Raw genomic sequence first — 18,194 nt, 5'->3', positions numbered from 1 at the left:
TTCACCAATTAAGTTGAGAAAATCCTTTCTCCTTATGCAAAGCTGGCTTATTTCTTCGTCACAATCTTTTCTCTGCAGGCGATGAATGATTAACTGTTTGTTTTCAGGGAAATCAGCACAATAGCTCACGAAATCAACCCAATTCCTACCCGTACAGTCAAGATGTCCGATAAGTTGCCATTTGTAGGACGGGTCAAAAGAGCCACGTTGCAAAGTAGCAAAATGCACGGGGGGGCCAAGTCACTGACTTGATTTCTATCACACCATCGCGTTCTACAAGGCCGTCTGGACTATCGCCATAATCACCGAGGTCGAAAAATTCGCAATGGGTGACATCAACATTCCTCTCAATCTCATAGAGCATTCTAGCCATCGGCTCTTGCTCGTGTCCGCGTAGCAGGTGCTCATTAGTGAAACTGAATTCGGATTTTTTACCTTTGATAATCTCAAGGGCAATTTGTAGTGCATATCGCTTTGCCGGTTCACCAAACGCTTTTCACCTATTTGCCATAACACAGCCAAATTGAGATGCCGTCACTTTTCCGCTTCTCAATTCGTTCCACACCTCGGTATTTTGCGCGACGTCATGCCAAATCATCACTCTGGCCCCTCGTTGTCAGCATCCTGGCATCGCATCAGATACAGAATTTGCGCTGCTGTCTGCATAACGTCATAGAGTGCGTCATTAAAGCTATCATTCGTTTCCAGTGCCAGCAGTAAAGCATCATATTTTTCACCTGACTTTGAACCAGAAAATAGTTGAGCAATATAGGGATTAGTCAAGCGCTCGTATAAGTATTCCCCCTCTGGTATACATGCCTCTACTTCCTCGATTGTTAAGTGTTTCATCGCGCGAAGAATTTCATTTTCAGTTTGAATGTCCATACTGCTTCCTTCTTCGGCGATAGCGGATTATTAATCCTGAGTTAAATGATTTGTTCAGCTACGTTGTAGCTGATGTCATCATTTCGCATGACATATTCGTATTGGGCCGCCATATTCACCAAGTCGAATGGCAATAATGCAAGATGGGGGTATTTTTCTAATGCCAATTTCCATGCTCGATATCGACAGCCTGCGGTTTTTTGAGTAAGCCACCTGGCAACATCACCGTCACACAAAGATTCATACAAATCTTTTGCATCTTCGATACAGATTTCTTTTTCTTTTACCGTTAATTCATCTACAGCATTAAATATCGGGGTTTTTGTTCATGTTTCCATCATTGAACCTTTGAATTGGTGTATAAAACATTTGTAATGAATGCACCTCTGTACGAAGTGCATTGGTTATAAATATTTTATTGTGCATCATTGCCGCCCATCCTTAGCCCGCCGAGCACCCGACGCAGGGTTTAAAGTCGCGCCGTTCGACTATGTTAAAATAATTACCTGCACACCTTATCGGTGTACGCCAGTTCAATTTGTTTATGAACTTGTGTTCAAAGTTCTTGCCTGGTTTACAATCCAAGCCATTTAAGCCAAGCGTCTCGCTCTTCTGCAGGACGGTTAAAGTAGGCTTCTCGTACTATGCGGTTGAATTCTGAGATGACTACCCAGCGTTCACCAACACGCGTCGCAGCTGCTTCAAGCGGATATTTAACTTCGTAGTCATTCTTAATCATCCGATCCCCATCTACTTCAAAGTGCTTCTAAGTCACTTAAAGAATAAAATCTGGTATTCTTCTTGATGGTGGCATTTGTTGAAAATTATCTAGTTTCACGTGGATTTTTAATCATCTTTATAGAGGGCTTACTTGATTCGATAGTTAACCCTGAACCCAGAAGTCACTTATAAGTGACTTATAGTAGAGAATAGACTTCTAATGAATACCTTTTCAATAGATCACGGTAAAAAACTTAAAGCAGTAAGACTGAATGAGGGTATGACACAAATTGAATTTGCTCATGTACTTGGCATTGGATTAGGGACAATCAAAAACTATGAGTCAGGTATAAGAGGTGTAGGTTTGGTTATTTTAGATAAAGTAACAAATCATCCAAAATTTAGTAAATATACGCTATGGCTAATGACTAACTCTACAGCCGTAGAATACGGCCAAATTGCGCTAGATCTTCCAGAAATTAAAGCAGATAAAGTAAAAAAAGACGGCAAGCTATCAAGACAAACAGAAGAGGTCGTTGACCAGATATCATCACAAAAACCTAATATGCAACTAATAATAAGTTGCATAGAAAACCTTGATAATGATGAACTAAACCAACTTGCCAAGGTGCTTTCTCGAAGAGGATCTATGCTTTTGCTGGAGTTACTAGACCCAGGTAATCAATCACTTTTGAATTTACCAGAAAAGAAAAAGCGGGCAGCCCTGCGACTAGAATCTATGGGCGAGGAGCAGTTCAGAGAGATTTTATTCAAAATTGAGGGAAATACAGCTTTACCTCAAGAAGAGATAAATGTATTTACAAAAAAAACAGCTGGTTAACATATCCCCATCTTCGGGTAATTATCTGGAGATGGGAGTTATATTAAGCTAATAGTTTATCTAGTTCACTATCTGAAAGATAGGTATAGCGTTTAATATTTTCTCGTGCTACACCATCAGATAGAAACTGTCTTGCCAGTTGGCGAGTAGCTTCTTTAACGCCATCCTGTCGGCCTAGCTGATAGCCTCTAGCCTCACCTCTGGCTTCACCCTTAGCTTCTAACTGTTCTGCAATCGTCATAAAATCCTCCCGGTAAGTCTGTGATTTTTCCGCAAGGGTTCGGATAAATCCCTCGCCGTCAATCGTATTTCCTGCCTGAGCTATATAATATAATAAACTCTTGCATTGTTCTTTAGAATACTGCCATCTTTCTATTAGAGTAGCTAATTCTACGGCAAGTTCCAACATATCTCGCGTTCGGATGTGCTTTTGTACCAGTTGCAGGAGTGCTACTCGGCGGTGTGTTAGGATTTCGCTATCTGGTATCGTGGTAATATCAACCAGCGGGAATGCTTGCTGATATACCGTAGCTGCCAATTCTGGCTCACAGAAACAGTCTAACTATTTAGTGCTATAAGGATAGGGCGACGTTGTGCCATGGTAAAACAGGAGGGGGATGACTACCGGCAATGTGTCGTTACCTTGCTCTAAATGGCGCTGCATGGCGGCCACCGCATAACGCATCAAACGAAAGGCCATTAGCTTTTCTGGTCTGCTCTGATGTTCGACCAACGTGTAGATGTAGCCTTTCCCCGCATTCGTCTGAACGGAGTACAGCATATCTGAACACTGGGTGCGCAAGTCGTCTTCGATAAAGCTACCTGATTCCATCGTCAGAGTGCTGAAATCGCATCGCTCTCGAAGATGAGGTGGAAGATGCACTTCTAAAAAATCCCTTGCTACAGCAATATCGCCAAGGAACTTTTTGAATAGCGAGTCATGTTGGGATAGTGAGGATTTAGTCATTGGGGCAGTATATCGTGACCATCAAAATTTAACCATTGAACTAAATAAATTAGTTGCTTAATAGAGCATGGCATTTTTGTCACGTGTTATAGAAAATAAAAAGCGGACATAGTTCGCCATCTTAGACTAGCTTTAAATTCACTTTAATTACCAAAAAGTTCTTATTCTGCTATTAAGCAACAAGCTTAATGTATATAATCACTAAATAAGTTTACGATAAACAATCGTAATTTTTAAATTATTGCAATAGTAACTTGTATTCTTTCTGATTTCTCATAGTGCCAGATTATTGACGTCACTGGAGTGACAGAATAGTGTCATTAGAGTGTTGCTATTTTCTTTATTTGTGAATGCAGATTAGGCCAGTAATTTCAATAGGTTAAAAAAATACCAACTATCTTTTAATCAATTGGTCGCTGGTTCGAATCCAGCACGACCCACCATTTTTTGATATAGCGCATTGTTATTCAATAACGTGCTTTAATAGAATTTCTATTCTTTCATCATCAACATCGTTGGTGTATTTGCACTGCACTCCTGAGCTTTTTATCATGAAATAAAAATTTTTTAACAGGAATACGCAATGATCAAAAAAAAATGGCTATTCGTTTTATCTTTATTCATCACTATAACTGCCCCTTTTCTTTTAGCTGATCCCCAGAAAGATTTACAGCAGCGTCTTAATGAATCCAAAAATTTTTATGCGCACTTTTTACAAAAAGTATCACGCCTGGATGGCACTGTAATACAGGAAGCACGAGGAGAATTATGGCTAAAACACCCCAATCTTTTTGATTTGCACATGATGCCCGATGAAAGCCGCCTGATTTCTGATGGTGAAACCCTCTGGTTTTACAATCCAATGCTGGAACAGGTGACAGCAAACTGGTTAAAAAATGCAGTGGGCAATACCCCCTTTATGTTAATCGCTTATCATGATCCTAAAAATTGGGAAAAATATCAGGTTGAGCAGAAAGGGGATACTTTTCAACTCATTCCAAAAATTCAAACAGGCGATTTCAAACAGTTTTCGATAAACATTACACCCGAGGGGATAATTAATAGTTTCCGTGTTCTGGAAGAAAATCAAATCAGCGAATATGTATTTCAAAACCAAAGCAAAAAACCGATCGCCTCCTCAAAATTTACCTTTACAGTGCCTCTTAAGGTGACTCTAGACGATCAGCGTCAATAAAGGCGAGTAGGTAGATGCTTGAAAATAAAATCATAGGGATCAGGCCTGCAAAATTTTTTGGTATGTTCAACATATCGATATGTTAAGAGCATGCTATTTAAATGTATCGAGCAAAAAATGTGATTTTTATTATAAATAACAATCACTTTAAGTAAGTACCCATAAACCATGACTATGAATCATTATAACGCCAGTTCCATCGAAGTGCTGACGGGCTTAGAGCCTGTCCGACGTCGCCCGGGTATGTATACCGAGACCACTCGCCCGAATCATCTGGCACAAGAAGTGATCGATAATAGTGTTGATGAAGCTCTAGAAGGGAAGGCGCGACGCATTGATGTCACCGTTTATCCTGATCATTCTCTTAAAGTCAGTGACAATGGCCGTGGTATGCCGGTCGATCTCCATCCCGAAGAGCAGGTTCCTGCCATTGAGTTAATCTTGTCTCGCCTGCATGCAGGGGGAAAATTTTCAAATAAAAATTATCACTTCTCAGGCGGCTTACATGGTGTCGGGCTGTCTGTTGTAAACGCTTTGTCTCTTCGACTTGAAGTGACCGTAAAACGCGGGGGACAAATTTATCGCATCGCCTTTGAGAAAGGGAACAAAACCGAGGATTTGGAAATCATAGGCACCTGTGCTCAACGGGATACCGGTACCTGTGTACACTTTTGGCCGGATGCCTCCTTTTTTGATACCCCGCATTTTTCAATATCTCGGTTATCTCATTTATTAAAGGCTAAAGCGGTTTTGTGCCCCTCTCTGCAGATCATTTTTAAAAATGAACTGAATAATACGGAGCAACGTTGGTGCTATGAGGACGGACTAAAGCATTACTTAATAGAAACACTGGGAGCCAGCGTGACTCTCCCTAAATTCCCTTTTTTAGGCAGTTTTTCAGAGGAAACCAAAGCGGTTGACTGGGCGTTATGCTGGCTCCCTGAAGGCGGCGGGGAATTACTCACAGAAAGCTACGTGAATTTGATCCCCACGACGCAAGGCGGCACCCATGTGAATGGGTTGCGTCAGGGTCTGCTGGATGCCTTACGTGAATTCTGTGAATTCCGCCAACATTTGCCGAGGGGGGTGAAGCTCTCTGGTGAGGATGTTTGGGCAGGGTGTGCTTATCTTTTATCCGTTAAAATGCAGGATCCTCAGTTTTCGGGTCAAACAAAAGAACGCTTTTCTTCGAGGCAATGTGCCACTTTTGTGTCAACGGTGGTGAAAGATGCCTTTAGTTTATGGTTGAACCAAAATCTATCAGAAGCAGAGCAGTTAGCCGAGATGGTCATCAACAATGCTCAGCAACGGTTGCGGGCTGCCAAAAAGGTCGTTCGTAAAAAATTAACCAGTGGCCCTGCTTTACCAGGAAAACTGGCCGATTGTAGTTCACAGGATGTACAGCAAACCGAGCTCTTTTTGGTTGAAGGAGATTCCGCAGGGGGATCGGCTAAGCAAGCCCGTGATCGACAATATCAAGCAGTGATGCCGCTCAAGGGCAAAATTCTCAACACTTGGGAAGTCTCTTCCGATGAAGTTTTAGCCTCGAAAGAGGTTCATGATATTTCTGTCGCCATAGGAATGGATCCAGAAAGCGAAGATTTGAGTGCACTTCGTTACGGTAAAATTTGTATTTTGGCGGATGCAGATTCCGATGGCTTACACATTGCAACCTTATTGTGTGCGCTATTTTTTCGGCATTTTCGATCTTTAGTACAAGCCGGACATATTTATGTCGCTATGCCGCCTCTATATCGTATTGATCTCGGCAAAGAGGTGTTTTATGCCTTGGATGAAGAGGAAAAAAAACGTATTTTAGGTGATTTGAAGCAAAAACGCGGAACGCCGAATGTTCAGCGTTTTAAAGGCTTGGGTGAAATGAACCCGGTGCAATTACGCGAAACAACCTTAGATCCGAATACGCGCCGCTTGGTGCAGTTAAGAGTACAAGACAATGAGATGGATCACACTGTGGCCATCATAGATATGCTGTTAGCAAAAAAACGTTCGGAAGATCGCCGACATTGGCTCCAAGAGAAAGGCGACATCGCTGAAGTCAATTTGTGATAAATCTCCCCCTATTTTTTTGAAAACCTCATATTTAATCGTTTGTTTTGAATGGTTTACTTAAACTATTTTAGAGGTGTTATATGAAAAGATTTTGTATTTTTATTTTTTTGTTAAGCTTTATTTTTTCATTTCAGCTCGCTGCACAAGAAAAATCGGTGATCCATCTGATATCAAGTTCAACTGAATATAACGAAGAAATGATTCCTGGCATCATTAAAATGTTCGAGGAAGAGGGATATGTCGTGGATACGCGATATCTCAACCAACAGACCTCTGATTTTGGCTATGTTAATACGGATAAAAGCAGAGCCAAGACGCTGATTAGTGCTTTGGTCGATGATAATGTTAAATATTTATGGTTCATACGCGGTGGGGCAGGGGCAATAAATTTACTACCGTATCTTGAAGATGCTAAAGATAAGATAAAAAAATCATCGCCAAAAATTATTGTGGGTTTTAGTGATGTTACCGCCATCCATCATTTTATCAATAAATATATCATGTGGCCTTCAATTCATGGAGTTTTCGCGTCCTCCAACAAAAATTTGTACGTTACTCATGATCAGGAAAAATCAAAAATGAATATGATGGGTATGAATACTGATGTAAAGACGATTTTTTCTGCAACCAAAAACGGCGTTGAGTACAACGGCATTATCCCCCTTAATGATTTGGCGATGAAAAATATTTCAGGGAAGCTGTTTGGAGGCAATCTGACTTTGATAAAATCACTCTTCTCAACAAAATATGAAAAATCAAATTCTCACGATATCATCATCATGGAAGATACGAATGGGGACTATCGTCAACTTGATCGGTCTTTACATCAGTTGCTTTACAGAAATGAATTTAAACCTAAAGGCATCATTTTTGGGCAATTTTATTCTATTTCTGCCAACGATGAAGAGAGATTAATATTTAAAACAGTGATTAAAAATTTTGCAGCTCAAGCACCCTACCCTGTTTACTATTATCCATTCTTTGGCCATGGAAAAACAAACCACCCATTTATTTTTTTAAATGATGTCAAGATAAATTGCGAGATCAAAAATGAGTATTGTTCTTTAAAACAGGAAAAAATGGTGTGGGGGAATACATCAAAATAGATACCGTTTTGCTTAAGAAAACACTGAAAAACTCATAAAAAGTAGTCTAGGGTTGAATTTTTCATTTCAATTACTTTAAATAATTTAACTATATAAAATTGATTGTTGTAGATTTTTTAGTGTTTCCTTAACTCAAATCCCCCGTGATTTCAAATTTTTTGAAACTGCAAGGATCATCATGTCATGAATCAATTCACCCAGCCAACAGAAGATTATTTGGCACTCCATACCTTTACTGAAAAGGCCTATTTAAATTATTCGATGTACGTCATTATGGATCGGGCACTGCCATTTATTGGAGATGGTTTAAAACCCGTGCAGCGCCGTATTATCTATGCGATGTCCGAACTTGGTCTAAATAACGCCTCCAAATTTAAAAAATCAGCTCGTGCTGTGGGTGATGTGCTGGGTAAGTACCATCCACATGGCGACAGCGCCTGTTATGAAGCGATGGTGCTAATGGCACAACCCTTCTCTTACCGTTATCCCTTGGTCGATGGTCAAGGGAATTGGGGCGCCCCCGATGATCCTAAATCCTTTGCTGCAATGCGTTATACCGAATCTCGTTTATCAAAATATGCAGAAGTTCTGCTCAGAGAATTAGGGGAAGGCACGGTCGATTGGCAGGCGAATTTTGACGGAACTTTGCAAGAACCTAAGATGCTTCCTGCACGTCTGCCCAATATTTTGCTTAATGGCACCACAGGGATAGCGGTCGGCATGGCAACGGATATTCCACCTCATAATATTAAAGAAATAGCGTATGCATTGATCCAACTGATTGATCAGCCTCAGATCTCACTCAAAGAACTGATGCGCTGGGTACAAGGCCCTGATTTTCCCACTGAGGCTGAAATCATCTCGCCCAGAGAAGAAATAGAGCAGATATATCGCACGGGTCGAGGGTCTATACGAATGCGGGCTGTTTGGAAAAAAGAAGAGGGAAATGCTGTCATCACCGCCTTACCCCATCAAGTCTCAGGCGCAAAAATACTGGAACAAATTGCACAACAAATGCGGGCAAAAAAATTGCCTATGCTGGAAGATTTACGAGATGAATCGGATCATGAACATCCCACTCGGTTAATTATTATGCCGCGCCATCACGGTGTTCATTTAGAGGCCGTGATGAATCACCTCTTTGCTACCACAGATCTAGAAAAAAGTGTTCGTATTAATATGAATATGATTGGCCTGGATCAACGACCGTCGGTCAAAGGCTTGGTTTCGATTCTCACTGAATGGTTGACTTTTCGACGAGCCACTTTGCGTCGGCGGCTTCTCTTTAATCTCGATAAAATTTTAAAGCGTCTGCATGTCTTAAAAGGTTTATTGGTTGCTTTTTTAAATATCGACGAAGTGATTCATATTATTCGTACAGAAGATGAACAAAAATCTTTTTTAATAAGTCGTTTTGGGCTCTCGCTAATACAGGCCGACGCTATTTTAGAGCTTAAATTGCGCCACTTAGCGAAATTAGAGGAAATCAACATTCGAGCGGAAGAAGACGCGTTAGAAAAAGAAAGCGGTACACTTCAAAGTCTATTGGCTTCAGAAAAAAAACTCAATAATTTGATCAAAAAAGATATTCAGGATGATGCGTGTCTTTATGGTCAAAACCGGCGTTCTCCTTTGGTTCAACGCACTGCCAGTAAAGAGAGCAATGAAAATGAGGTCCTGCCTTCTGAACCTGTGACTGTGATCTTATCCAAAATGGGTTGGGCACGTTGTGCTAAAGGACATGAGATTGATCCCGTTGGATTAAATTATAAAAAGAGCGATGCTTTTTATGCTATGGCGAGAGGGAAAAGCCATCAATCCTTTGTATTGCTCGATTCCACGGGTCGAACCTATGCGTTGGATCCCATGAAACTACCCCATGCTCGTCATCAGGGTGAGCCGGTGATGGGAAAATTAACTCCGCCCCAGGGCGCTGTAGTTAAAGCACTCATGATGGCGGAACCGGAACAGAGTTATTTGATGGCTTCAGATGCGGGGTATGGTTTTATCTGTACCTTTGCAGACATGGTTGCAAAAAATCGGGGGGGTAAGATACTCATGACCTTGCCAGAAGGTGCCCAGATATTGCCTCCATTACTTATCACTCATGCGAATCACTACCTGCTGAGTATTACGGCGTTAGGACGGATGCTAATATTTTCTATGGCAGATTTACCGACTTTATCGAAAGGAAAAGGCAATAAAATCATATCTATTCTTTCGGCAGATTGGCAAGCAGGTCTCGATCGAGTGATTCATTTGTTTATGTTACCGCCAAACCAGTCAGTGACTCTATATTCAGGGAAACGCAAGTTACACTTGACACACCAACATTTACAAAAATTTTGCTCTCAAAGAGGCAAAAGAGGCACATTGCTGCCACGTGGCTTTCAGCGAATCGATAAAATAGATATGATTTAAGCCTTATATCTTGAGTTTTTGTATAAAAATACTCCCCTCAACTAAATTTAAAAGGTCATTATGTTATTTATCGTGCGAGCCATATTAGCCATTTTATATGGTCTTCTCGTCTGTATTTTAGGATCCCTTTATTGTTTGTTGAGCCCCAGAAATCCTCGTCATGTGGCGCGATTCGCTCATTTAATCGCCCGAATGTCCACTTTGTTTGGCATTAAGGTCGAACAACGCCTTCCCCCTGAATATTCAAAATATGGTCACTGTATTTATATCGCCAATCATCAAAATAATTACGACATGGTGACGACAGCAAAGGTAGTGTCGCCTGGCACCATCACCGTAGGCAAAAAAAGCTTGATCTGGATCCCTTTATTCGGGCCACTGTATTGGCTGACAGGTAATTTGCTGATTGATCGTGATAATCGCAAAAAAGCGCGAAGCATCATTCATCAAATTGTCGAATATATCAAAAAAAACTCTATTTCGATTTTGATGTTTCCAGAAGGGACGCGTAGTAGAGGGCGAGGTTTACTCCCGTTTAAGCCAGGGGCTTTTCATGCTGCGATTGAGGCAGGGGTGCCTATTGTTCCTGTTTGTGTCTCCAGTACTCATCATATCGATTTGAATCGTTGGTTCAATGGGTGGGTGATTGTTGAGTCATTGCCCCCCATTGACACTCGCTTATATAAAAAAGAAAACGTTCGCGCGCTTTCAGATTATTGCTTCAATCAAATGAAAGAGAAAATCGAGGCATTAGATAAACAAGTGGCAGAACGTATGACAGAATTATTGAAGAGATGAACTCAATAACGGCCATATAAAATTTAAATTCAATGATTAAATTTCACACGAATCGCATTATTTTTATTATCTTTAAATTCGCGTCTATTTTGTATTAGAAAAAATTTTATAATACTTGAACAGAAACCGTGTTGGTTGTACCACTGGGTACGAGTGCTCCTGACACCATAATCACGACATCTCCTTTACAGGCCAATTTTTGTTCTAGCGCCTTTTTTTTACCGATATGATAAAAATCATCCGTAGAATCAATTTTTTTAACCAGAAAAGGAAATACCCCTTTTGTTAAAATCAGCTGCCTTTCTGTCACTTCATTTGTTGTTAATGCCATTATCATCGCATGTGGAAAATATTTCCGCACTGATTTTGCGGATTTTCCACCACTGGTCGCCACAATAATCAAGTGAGCATTTAATTTTTCAGCGGTTTCCACAGCACTCCGACAAATCGCCTCTGTGATCCTGATTTCTTGATTTTCATTCAAAAAATCAATCCGGCTTTGCATAACCAGATCGGTTCGTTTACAAATACTGGCCATAATTTTTACGGATTCTATCGGATATTTCCCTTTGGCACTTTCACCCGATAGCATTACCGCATCCGTTCCGTCTACGATCGCATTCGCGACATCGCCTGCTTCAGCACGAGTGGGACGAGGATTTTTAATCATGGAATCAAGCATTTGAGTCGCCGTAATGACCACTTTTCGAGCCCGATTGCATTTTTCAATCATCATCTTTTGTGCAAAAATTACTTCTTCGACAGGTATCTCAACACCCAAATCGCCACGAGCGACCATAATGCCATCAGAAACAGCCAAAATTTCATCGAAGTTATTGAGACCTTCTTCATTTTCAATTTTAGAAATGATTTGAATACCTTCTCCCTTATTTTTATTTAAGAATTCGCGTATTTCTAATACATCAGACGCTTTTCGAACAAAAGAAGCGGCGACGAAATCAACAGAATGTTGACAACCAAATATCAAATCTTCTTTATCTTTTTCAGTTAGGGCATTCAATTTAATAGAAATTCCGGGTAAATTCACTCCTTTGTTTTCGCCTAAATCCCCATTATTTTGTACCTTACAGATCACGGCATTTTTTTGGGTCTCTATTACCTCCATGGCGAGCAAACCATCATCGACTAACACGGTATCGCCGGCTTTTAAATCATTTGCAAATCCAGGGTAAGTGACCGCCACAGTATGAGCATCACCGATGATATTTTGATCGGTCGTGAACGTGAAGGTTTGACCTATAGATAAAGAAACCTCTTTTCCTCCCTTCAGTTCCTTTGTGCGAATTTCAGGGCCTTTAGTATCCAGTAAAATCGCCGCTTTTTGATTTGTCTTTTTAATAACGGCTCGCAAATTTTTGATACGTTGTAGGTGCTCATTGTGGTCACCATGCGAAAAATTCAGGCGCATGACATTCATACCTGCATTAAGTAACTGCACTAACATCTCTTCTGATTCGCTGCTAGGACCGATAGTGCAAACAATTTTAGTTTTTTTCATAAAATTTTCTTATGTAATGAAGAAGGCCTATTAGTTAAATCATCGTAAAATACCCGGATGATATTTTTTAAATAAAGCGCTTTGCTCAGGAAAACAGTAATCACATTATACGAAGCATACTATGAAAAGGAAGACAAAAATTGAAAGCACAGTGAGAAGAAAATCGAAAAAATGGACTGTGTTCAATTATTCCAAAAATTTTTTAAATCTGATTCATTCTACACCACCACTTGATCGTAATAATAAGTCAGATTAGGTAAGACCCTCTGGGTACTTTTCCATTTTGATTCTAGGTGGAGGGCTAATGAGCGGTTTAACCAAAGATAAAAAGATAACCCCCGGAATATTGTCCTTTCCAGTCATCAAAAACACTCCAATTCACTGGTATCATAGCCGCACGGGATAGGTCTTCTTTTGCCAAGAGACAACGACGGCGGGGCCTTACCCGTTTTCTTTCGCAAAGAGTCCCACCGTCTTCTTATTTCACGCGCAAAATTTTAAAGCCTGGTTACAACTTTAGTTTTGAACTATTTTTTCGCATAAAAGCAGGCCCTATACCAGACACTTCTTCTAATTCCTCAATTTCACTGAATTCACCATACTTTTCACGATATTGCACTATCGCTTCCGCTTTTTTCTTTCCAATACCATTAAGAAATTTCGCTAATTCTTCAGCACTGGCAGTATTAATGCTGATGCGTTCATCCAATTCATTGGAATCCTTAGTATTTTCTTTTATTTTTTTTCCCTCAACGCCGCCTCTAAAAGATGGGTTTATAGTCGATGAATTATATTTATTATTATTTTGTTCCGAGGGGGCTGCAAAAACCGTCCACGCTGAACTGATTGTTCCAAGTAATAAAAATACAGGCAGTAGTTTTTTTGTCTTTTTCATATTGTATATTCCATGTGGTTAAAAGGAACCCAACTTTGCCTGATGCTTTTTTTTACAACAATCAGTTAATTCAAAATATGAGAGACATTGAGAAAACTATTTTTCTTGGTTACAAATATTTGCAATATAATGCGATATTAATCGCAATTATTGATCTAAAGACCGTATTTCAATATCTGCCTCTTTACGTAAATTTTTTAGTAAGGCCTCTATGTTAGCTATGTTATAGCCAGATTGTATGTTGCTTATAAAAGCTTGTTTTTCACTTGAAGTTAATTTCCCTTCCGTCACAGATAAAAACTCAATTAATACGCCATTATTATTCTGATCGAAGCTAAAACCATATACGGGTTTGTTTTTTGTTGGCAAGTTTAATGCAAAAATAGATTCAACAAGTGCATTATGATCTGAATTATAAGAAAGTGCTTTTTCTTCACCAAAACTTAAGCCTGCTGATTTCATCTCTGACGTTCCTTTACCTTCTTTTAAAGCCGCTAAAAATTTTTCACCTTCAACTAGAATTTGTTTTTGTGCTTTTTGAGCCCGGATCTGTTTTTGCACTTTGTCTCGGACTTTTTTTAAAGGCTCAATACGTTTAGGTTTATGTTCATCAACACGAATGACTACGGCTCGATCACCATCAAGATTAATCATGTCAGCATCACTACCAGTCTGAGTTTTTTTAGCAACCCAATCACCATCAAAAATTGCTTTTATGACTGGTTTAATATTAAGTTCAGATGGAACATCATTACGGCCAAAAAAAGCGGTATGCTGCGCTTTTAACCCAGAGACCGTCTCTGCAGAAGCTAATGATTTATGATTGTTGATCATCGCTTCACTGACTTTTTTTTGCAAAACATAATATGCTTGTATGGCTTTTTCTTGTTTAATCTTCTCAATCAATTGATTACGAACAATAGATAAAGGTTTAACATAAGAGGGTTTTATATCGTTTAAACGAAAGATAAAATAACCAGTAGAGGATTCGATGACACCAGAAAGTTGCCCTTTTTCTGTTAAATGAGCCTGTTTGATTTCGTCAACAGTAGTATCTGGTTCGAGCCAGCCTAATTTCCCCCCTTTTTTGCGTGAAATACTGTCTATTGATTTATTTTTAGCCAGGTCAGAAAAAAGCGCTCCCTTTTTTAATTTATCTAAAGTGGTGTCAGCCTCTTTTTTTGTTTTAAGTTGAATGACACTGTAATTTTTAAGCTCGGGTTGAATGAATTCTGCTGAATGTTGCTCATAAAAGTCTTTTATTTCTGATTTATTGACGGTTATTTTATTTTCCATACTTTCAGCATCCATAATAATAAAGCTGACTTTGACTTGCTCCGGATTAGTAAAAGTATTTTTGTTTTTATCGTAATAATCTTTTATCTCTTCATCTGTCACTTTTTGGCGATTTTGAAATGTATTGAGATTTAAGGTAGCCAGTCTCACGTGACGTTTTTGTAAAAGTAAGGCTGAGATTCTTTTAATTTCATTGGGCAAAACAAACTCGCTGTTTCCAAATATCTGTAGTAACTGGTCGTTAATAAGCTGTTGGCGCTGTAATTCAGCGAATTCATCAGGGGTATAGCCCATATTACTAATTAAATTGAGATATTTTTTATTATCAAATTGATTATCTGTTTGAAAATACGACATTTTTCTAATCGTGTCTTTGACATGCTCGTCATCTATCTTTAAGCCAAGATGATGAGTGTATTGAACAATCAAAATCTGATTGATTAATTGATCAATCACTTTTTTACGTAGCTGTTGCATATAATCTTTATTGTCAGCCAAGGCTAAAAAATGTTCTCCTAACTGTTGTTGTAAGCGATGACGTTCGTTTTGTAGAGCCTGTTCTAATTGTGCCCGACTTATTTTTTCACCATTCACTTTAGCAACATAATCGGTCGCTCTCCCTATGAAGTAGCTACCCAAACCACCTGCAATGAAAGACAACACGATAAAAAACAATATAATTTTTAAGGTAAGGTTTTTAGTAGACGTTCGAAAATATTCCATCATATGGATGCCACCCACTGTAAAATAAAAAAATAGCCGGAACAGTCAAAAATATGACTTCCCAGCGTGGATCGAATTTGACTTACGTATTTACTCTTGTTGTGATTTTAAATTTCGTGCTTTAGATGCAGATTTAGTTTTTAAAACTTTAGTTCTCTTAACTGTCACTTCACTCGAAGTAGAAGAAGTAGAAAAAGGTGCCTTTTGCAAAGCTAATGTTAAAACATCATCAATAGATTTTACGGGATGAATTTCAAGATCAGAAATGATGTTTTCAGGTATTTCTTCTAAATCACGTTTATTTTCATCGGGGATTAAAACGATTTTAATATTGCCTCTGTGAGCCGCCAGTAATTTTTCTTTTAAACCACCAATAGGTAATATTAAACCACGTAAAGTAATTTCACCTGTCATGGCAACATTCGCTTTTACAGGGTTACCAGTTAAACAAGAGACTAAAGCAGTACAGGTTGCAATACCCGCGCTGGGACCATCTTTTGGAGTAGCTCCTTCTGGTACATGTACGTGAATATCGCGATTTTCATGAAAATCACTCGAAATACCGAGTTTTCCGGCAAGAGAGCGTACGACAGTTAAAGCAGCTTGAATAGATTCTTGCATCACTTTACCGAGGGAGCCGGTATAAAGCAGTTTACCTTTTCCTGGAAGAGAAGCGGCCTCTATTGTCAGTAAGTCGCCACCTACCTCTGTCCAAGCCAATCCTGTCACTTGACCAATTCTGTTTTCTGAATCAGCACGACCATAATCAAACCGTTGAACACCAAGAAAATCTTTTAAATTATTTTCATTAATATCAATGTGCTTTATTTTTTTTTGCATCAATAAAATTTTTACGGCTTTTCGACAAATTTTGGATATTTCACGCTCTAAATTTCGTACACCCGCTTCCCTCGTGTAATAACGAATGATGCCGAGAATTGCGCCATCTTCAATGTTGAGCTCATTTTTTTTAATCGCATTACGCTCAAATTGTTTTGATAATAAATGTTGTTTCGCAATATTGAGTTTTTCGTCTTCTGTATAACCTGAAAGGCGAATGACTTCCATACGATCTAGTAGTGGAGAAGGGATATTTAATGAATTAGATGTGGCGACAAACATAACATCAGAAAGGTCATAATCTACTTCTAGATAATGATCATTAAAAGCAACGTTTTGCTCTGAATCTAGTACTTCCAATAGCGCAGAGGCAGGATCTCCACGCATATCTGTCTCCATTTTATCAATTTCATCTAATAAAAAGAGGGGATTTTTTACTTTGACTTTCGCCATTTTTTGAATCAGTTTACCGGGCATGGAACCAATATAAGTGCGCCTATGTCCCCGTATTTCGGCTTCATCGCGTACTCCTCCCAGTGCCATTCGGACATATTCACGGCCCGTTGCATGAGCAATAGATCGGCCCAATGACGTTTTGCCTACTCCAGGAGGACCCACTAAACATAGAATGGGGCCTTTAATTTTGCTGATTCTACTTTGTACCGCAAGATACTCAAGAATGCGGTCTTTAACTCTTTTTAAACCATAATGTTCGGTATCTAGCACTGCCTGTGCCTTTATTAAATCTTTTTTAACTTTGCTGCGGTTGTGCCAGGGAACCTGTAGCATCCAGTCAATGTAACCCCGCACAACGGTGGCTTCCGCAGACATAGGAGGCATCATTTTTAATTTTTTCAGTTCAGATTCTGTTTTTTCACGTGCTTCCTTGGGAATTTTTGCCGCTTCAATTTTACGTTTTAGCATCTCGTATTCGTCAGGAATATTGTCCATTTCGCCTATTTCTTTCTGAATGGCTTTCATCTGTTCATTCAGATAATATTCGCGCTGGCTTTTTTCCATCTGTTTTTTAACACGCCCACGAATGCGTTTTTCTATCTGTAATAAATCTATTTCTGATGCCATGATATTCATCAGCTGTGTAAAACGCTCAGTGAGGTCGGGCATTTCTAAAATATTTTGTTTCTCATTTAATTTTAATGAAATATGAGCGGCAATCATGTCTGAGAGACGTTCCGCATCATTAATGAGGTTTAAAGAAGTCAATACTTCGGATGGAATTTTTTTATTTAATTTAACGTAAACCTCAAATTGACTCATCAGAGCTCGTACGGATACTTCCTGCTCAAGCTTTTCTATGACTTTTGGATTAATATATTCAAATTCAGCTGAGAAGTAGCCTGAATCCTCACGTAAAGCTGTTATACGTGCGCGCTTTAGTCCTTCTACTAAAATTTTTACTGTGCCATCAGGCAACTTCAGTATTTGCAAAATGGAAGCCACAGTGCCTACAGAAAATAAATCATCCATGCAAGGTTCATCAGCCGCCGCTTCTTTTTGAGCGACAAGCAACAATTTTTTACCATAATCCATTCCTGCTTTTAGGCATCGAATGGATTTTTCTCGACCAATAAATAATGGGATCACCATGTGAGGAAAAACCACAACATCACGCAGTGGTAAGACGGGAATTTGTACGCGTTCGGAACGCTTAAGGTTCATGAAGGTCTCTCTATAGTTTTGTCTTTGTATAATTAGACCTTTTTAAAAACCTATCAGATTGTGATTTCTGAGGTGCTCGTTTTTTATAAACTAAAGTCCTCTGAGCATTTCCTTCATTGACTTCTATGAGAACAAGCCGGTCGGACGCTCCTGCGCTTTGAATTCACAGCCATCACTACGGTTTTAAAAAAAGTCTATGATTTAAAGCAGGACTTTTATTTTATTTTTAGGAGTGATA

At 39.3% G+C, this 18,194-nt stretch carries 14 protein-coding genes and 1 pseudogene; 6 read left to right on the top strand and 9 right to left on the bottom strand.

The genetic code is table 11. The features are described from left to right. Positions 1-193 precede the first annotated feature (193 nt). The 4 genes from AACL23_RS10190 to AACL23_RS02300 all read right to left on the bottom strand — a co-directional run bounded on the left by AACL23_RS10190 (position 194) and on the right by AACL23_RS02300 (position 1,624). Positions 194-457, bottom strand: a complete 264-nt coding sequence (locus AACL23_RS10190; protein ID WP_193432642.1) for a YqaJ viral recombinase family protein — start codon at positions 455-457, stop codon at positions 194-196. 140 nt (positions 458-597) lie between these two features. Beyond that, positions 598-885: a hypothetical protein gene (locus AACL23_RS02310; protein ID WP_339049907.1), complete on the bottom strand. Its 288-nt coding sequence runs from the start codon at positions 883-885 to the stop codon at positions 598-600. A 41-nt stretch (positions 886-926) separates the two neighbouring features. After that, on the bottom strand, positions 927-1,133 hold the full coding sequence (locus tag AACL23_RS02305; RefSeq protein WP_339049906.1) for a hypothetical protein: 207 nt from the start codon (positions 1,131-1,133) through the stop codon (positions 927-929). A gap of 326 nt (positions 1,134-1,459) precedes the next feature. Beyond that, positions 1,460-1,624 (bottom strand): Cox family DNA-binding protein, encoded by a 165-nt coding sequence (locus tag AACL23_RS02300; protein WP_086934975.1) that lies wholly within the window; start codon positions 1,622-1,624, stop codon positions 1,460-1,462. A 201-nt stretch (positions 1,625-1,825) separates the two neighbouring features. Between AACL23_RS02300 and AACL23_RS02295 the strand changes: the two genes are divergently transcribed. Then, positions 1,826-2,446 (top strand): helix-turn-helix domain-containing protein, encoded by a 621-nt coding sequence (locus AACL23_RS02295; protein WP_015873146.1) that lies wholly within the window; start codon positions 1,826-1,828, stop codon positions 2,444-2,446. A gap of 43 nt (positions 2,447-2,489) precedes the next feature. Here AACL23_RS02295 and AACL23_RS02290 read toward each other — a convergent pair. After that, positions 2,490-3,413 (bottom strand): annotated as a pseudogene (locus AACL23_RS02290) (Rpn family recombination-promoting nuclease/putative transposase). Positions 3,414-3,996: 583 nt separating this feature from the next. On the opposite strand from AACL23_RS02290, the gene lolA reads away from it, so the two are divergent. The 5 genes from lolA (at position 3,997) to AACL23_RS02265 (ending at position 11,003) form a co-directional block, all read left to right on the top strand. Then, positions 3,997-4,608, top strand: a complete 612-nt coding sequence (gene lolA, locus AACL23_RS02285; RefSeq protein WP_015873343.1) for an outer membrane lipoprotein chaperone LolA — start codon at positions 3,997-3,999, stop codon at positions 4,606-4,608. A 168-nt stretch (positions 4,609-4,776) separates the two neighbouring features. Then, positions 4,777-6,675, top strand: coding sequence for a DNA topoisomerase IV subunit B (gene parE / locus AACL23_RS02280; RefSeq protein WP_100096174.1), 1,899 nt, complete (start codon positions 4,777-4,779; stop codon positions 6,673-6,675). A gap of 83 nt (positions 6,676-6,758) precedes the next feature. Further along, positions 6,759-7,784: an LD-carboxypeptidase gene (locus AACL23_RS02275; RefSeq protein ID WP_095034367.1), complete on the top strand. Its 1,026-nt coding sequence runs from the start codon at positions 6,759-6,761 to the stop codon at positions 7,782-7,784. 183 nt (positions 7,785-7,967) lie between these two features. After that, on the top strand, positions 7,968-10,205 hold the full coding sequence (parC, locus tag AACL23_RS02270) for a DNA topoisomerase IV subunit A (RefSeq protein ID WP_339049896.1): 2,238 nt from the start codon (positions 7,968-7,970) through the stop codon (positions 10,203-10,205). A gap of 60 nt (positions 10,206-10,265) precedes the next feature. Next, positions 10,266-11,003, top strand: coding sequence for a 1-acylglycerol-3-phosphate O-acyltransferase (locus tag AACL23_RS02265; RefSeq protein WP_015873347.1), 738 nt, complete (start codon positions 10,266-10,268; stop codon positions 11,001-11,003). Positions 11,004-11,109: 106 nt separating this feature from the next. Here the strand turns inward: AACL23_RS02265 and pykF are convergent, their stop codons facing one another. The 4 genes from pykF to lon all read right to left on the bottom strand — a co-directional run bounded on the left by pykF (position 11,110) and on the right by lon (position 17,956). Then, the gene (pykF, locus tag AACL23_RS02260) at positions 11,110-12,522 is read right to left on the bottom strand and encodes a pyruvate kinase PykF (RefSeq protein ID WP_015873348.1); all 1,413 of its coding nucleotides are present in this window, start codon (positions 12,520-12,522) and stop codon (positions 11,110-11,112) included. Between the two features lie 508 nt (positions 12,523-13,030). Beyond that, a complete protein-coding gene (locus AACL23_RS02255) occupies positions 13,031-13,417 on the bottom strand; it encodes a helix-hairpin-helix domain-containing protein (RefSeq protein ID WP_015873350.1) in 387 nt (128 codons plus the stop codon). 147 nt (positions 13,418-13,564) lie between these two features. After that, on the bottom strand, positions 13,565-15,439 hold the full coding sequence (ppiD, locus tag AACL23_RS02250) for a peptidylprolyl isomerase (protein WP_339049890.1): 1,875 nt from the start codon (positions 15,437-15,439) through the stop codon (positions 13,565-13,567). An 87-nt stretch (positions 15,440-15,526) separates the two neighbouring features. Further along, positions 15,527-17,956, bottom strand: coding sequence for an endopeptidase La (gene lon / locus AACL23_RS02245; protein WP_100096177.1), 2,430 nt, complete (start codon positions 17,954-17,956; stop codon positions 15,527-15,529). Positions 17,957-18,194: the final 238 nt, after the last annotated feature.

This window comes from Candidatus Williamhamiltonella endosymbiont of Tuberolachnus salignus, assembly GCF_964019775.1.
GTDB classification, from domain to species: Bacteria; Pseudomonadota; Gammaproteobacteria; order Enterobacterales; family Enterobacteriaceae; genus Hamiltonella; species Hamiltonella defendens.
This window is presented reverse-complemented; position numbering and strand designations above follow the sequence as displayed.

Excerpts from the sequence above, each read along its gene's own strand:
- AACL23_RS02310 (WP_339049907.1), bottom strand. The coding sequence starts at position 885 with ATGGACATTCAAACTGAAAATGAAATTCTTCGCGCGATGAAACACTTA.
- AACL23_RS02300 (WP_086934975.1), bottom strand. The coding sequence starts at position 1,624 with ATGATTAAGAATGACTACGAAGTTAAATATCCGCTTGAAGCAGCTGCG.
- AACL23_RS02265 (WP_015873347.1), top strand. The coding sequence starts at position 10,266 with ATGTTATTTATCGTGCGAGCCATATTAGCCATTTTATATGGTCTTCTC.
- pykF (WP_015873348.1), bottom strand. The coding sequence starts at position 12,522 with ATGAAAAAAACTAAAATTGTTTGCACTATCGGTCCTAGCAGCGAATCA.
- parE (WP_100096174.1), top strand. The coding sequence starts at position 4,777 with ATGACTATGAATCATTATAACGCCAGTTCCATCGAAGTGCTGACGGGC.
- lolA (WP_015873343.1), top strand. The coding sequence starts at position 3,997 with ATGATCAAAAAAAAATGGCTATTCGTTTTATCTTTATTCATCACTATA.
- AACL23_RS02295 (WP_015873146.1), top strand. The coding sequence starts at position 1,826 with ATGAATACCTTTTCAATAGATCACGGTAAAAAACTTAAAGCAGTAAGA.
- lon (WP_100096177.1), bottom strand. The coding sequence starts at position 17,956 with ATGAACCTTAAGCGTTCCGAACGCGTACAAATTCCCGTCTTACCACTG.
- AACL23_RS02275 (WP_095034367.1), top strand. The coding sequence starts at position 6,759 with ATGAAAAGATTTTGTATTTTTATTTTTTTGTTAAGCTTTATTTTTTCA.
- AACL23_RS02255 (WP_015873350.1), bottom strand. The coding sequence starts at position 13,417 with ATGAAAAAGACAAAAAAACTACTGCCTGTATTTTTATTACTTGGAACA.
- parC (WP_339049896.1), top strand. The coding sequence starts at position 7,968 with ATGAATCAATTCACCCAGCCAACAGAAGATTATTTGGCACTCCATACC.
- ppiD (WP_339049890.1), bottom strand. The coding sequence starts at position 15,439 with ATGATGGAATATTTTCGAACGTCTACTAAAAACCTTACCTTAAAAATT.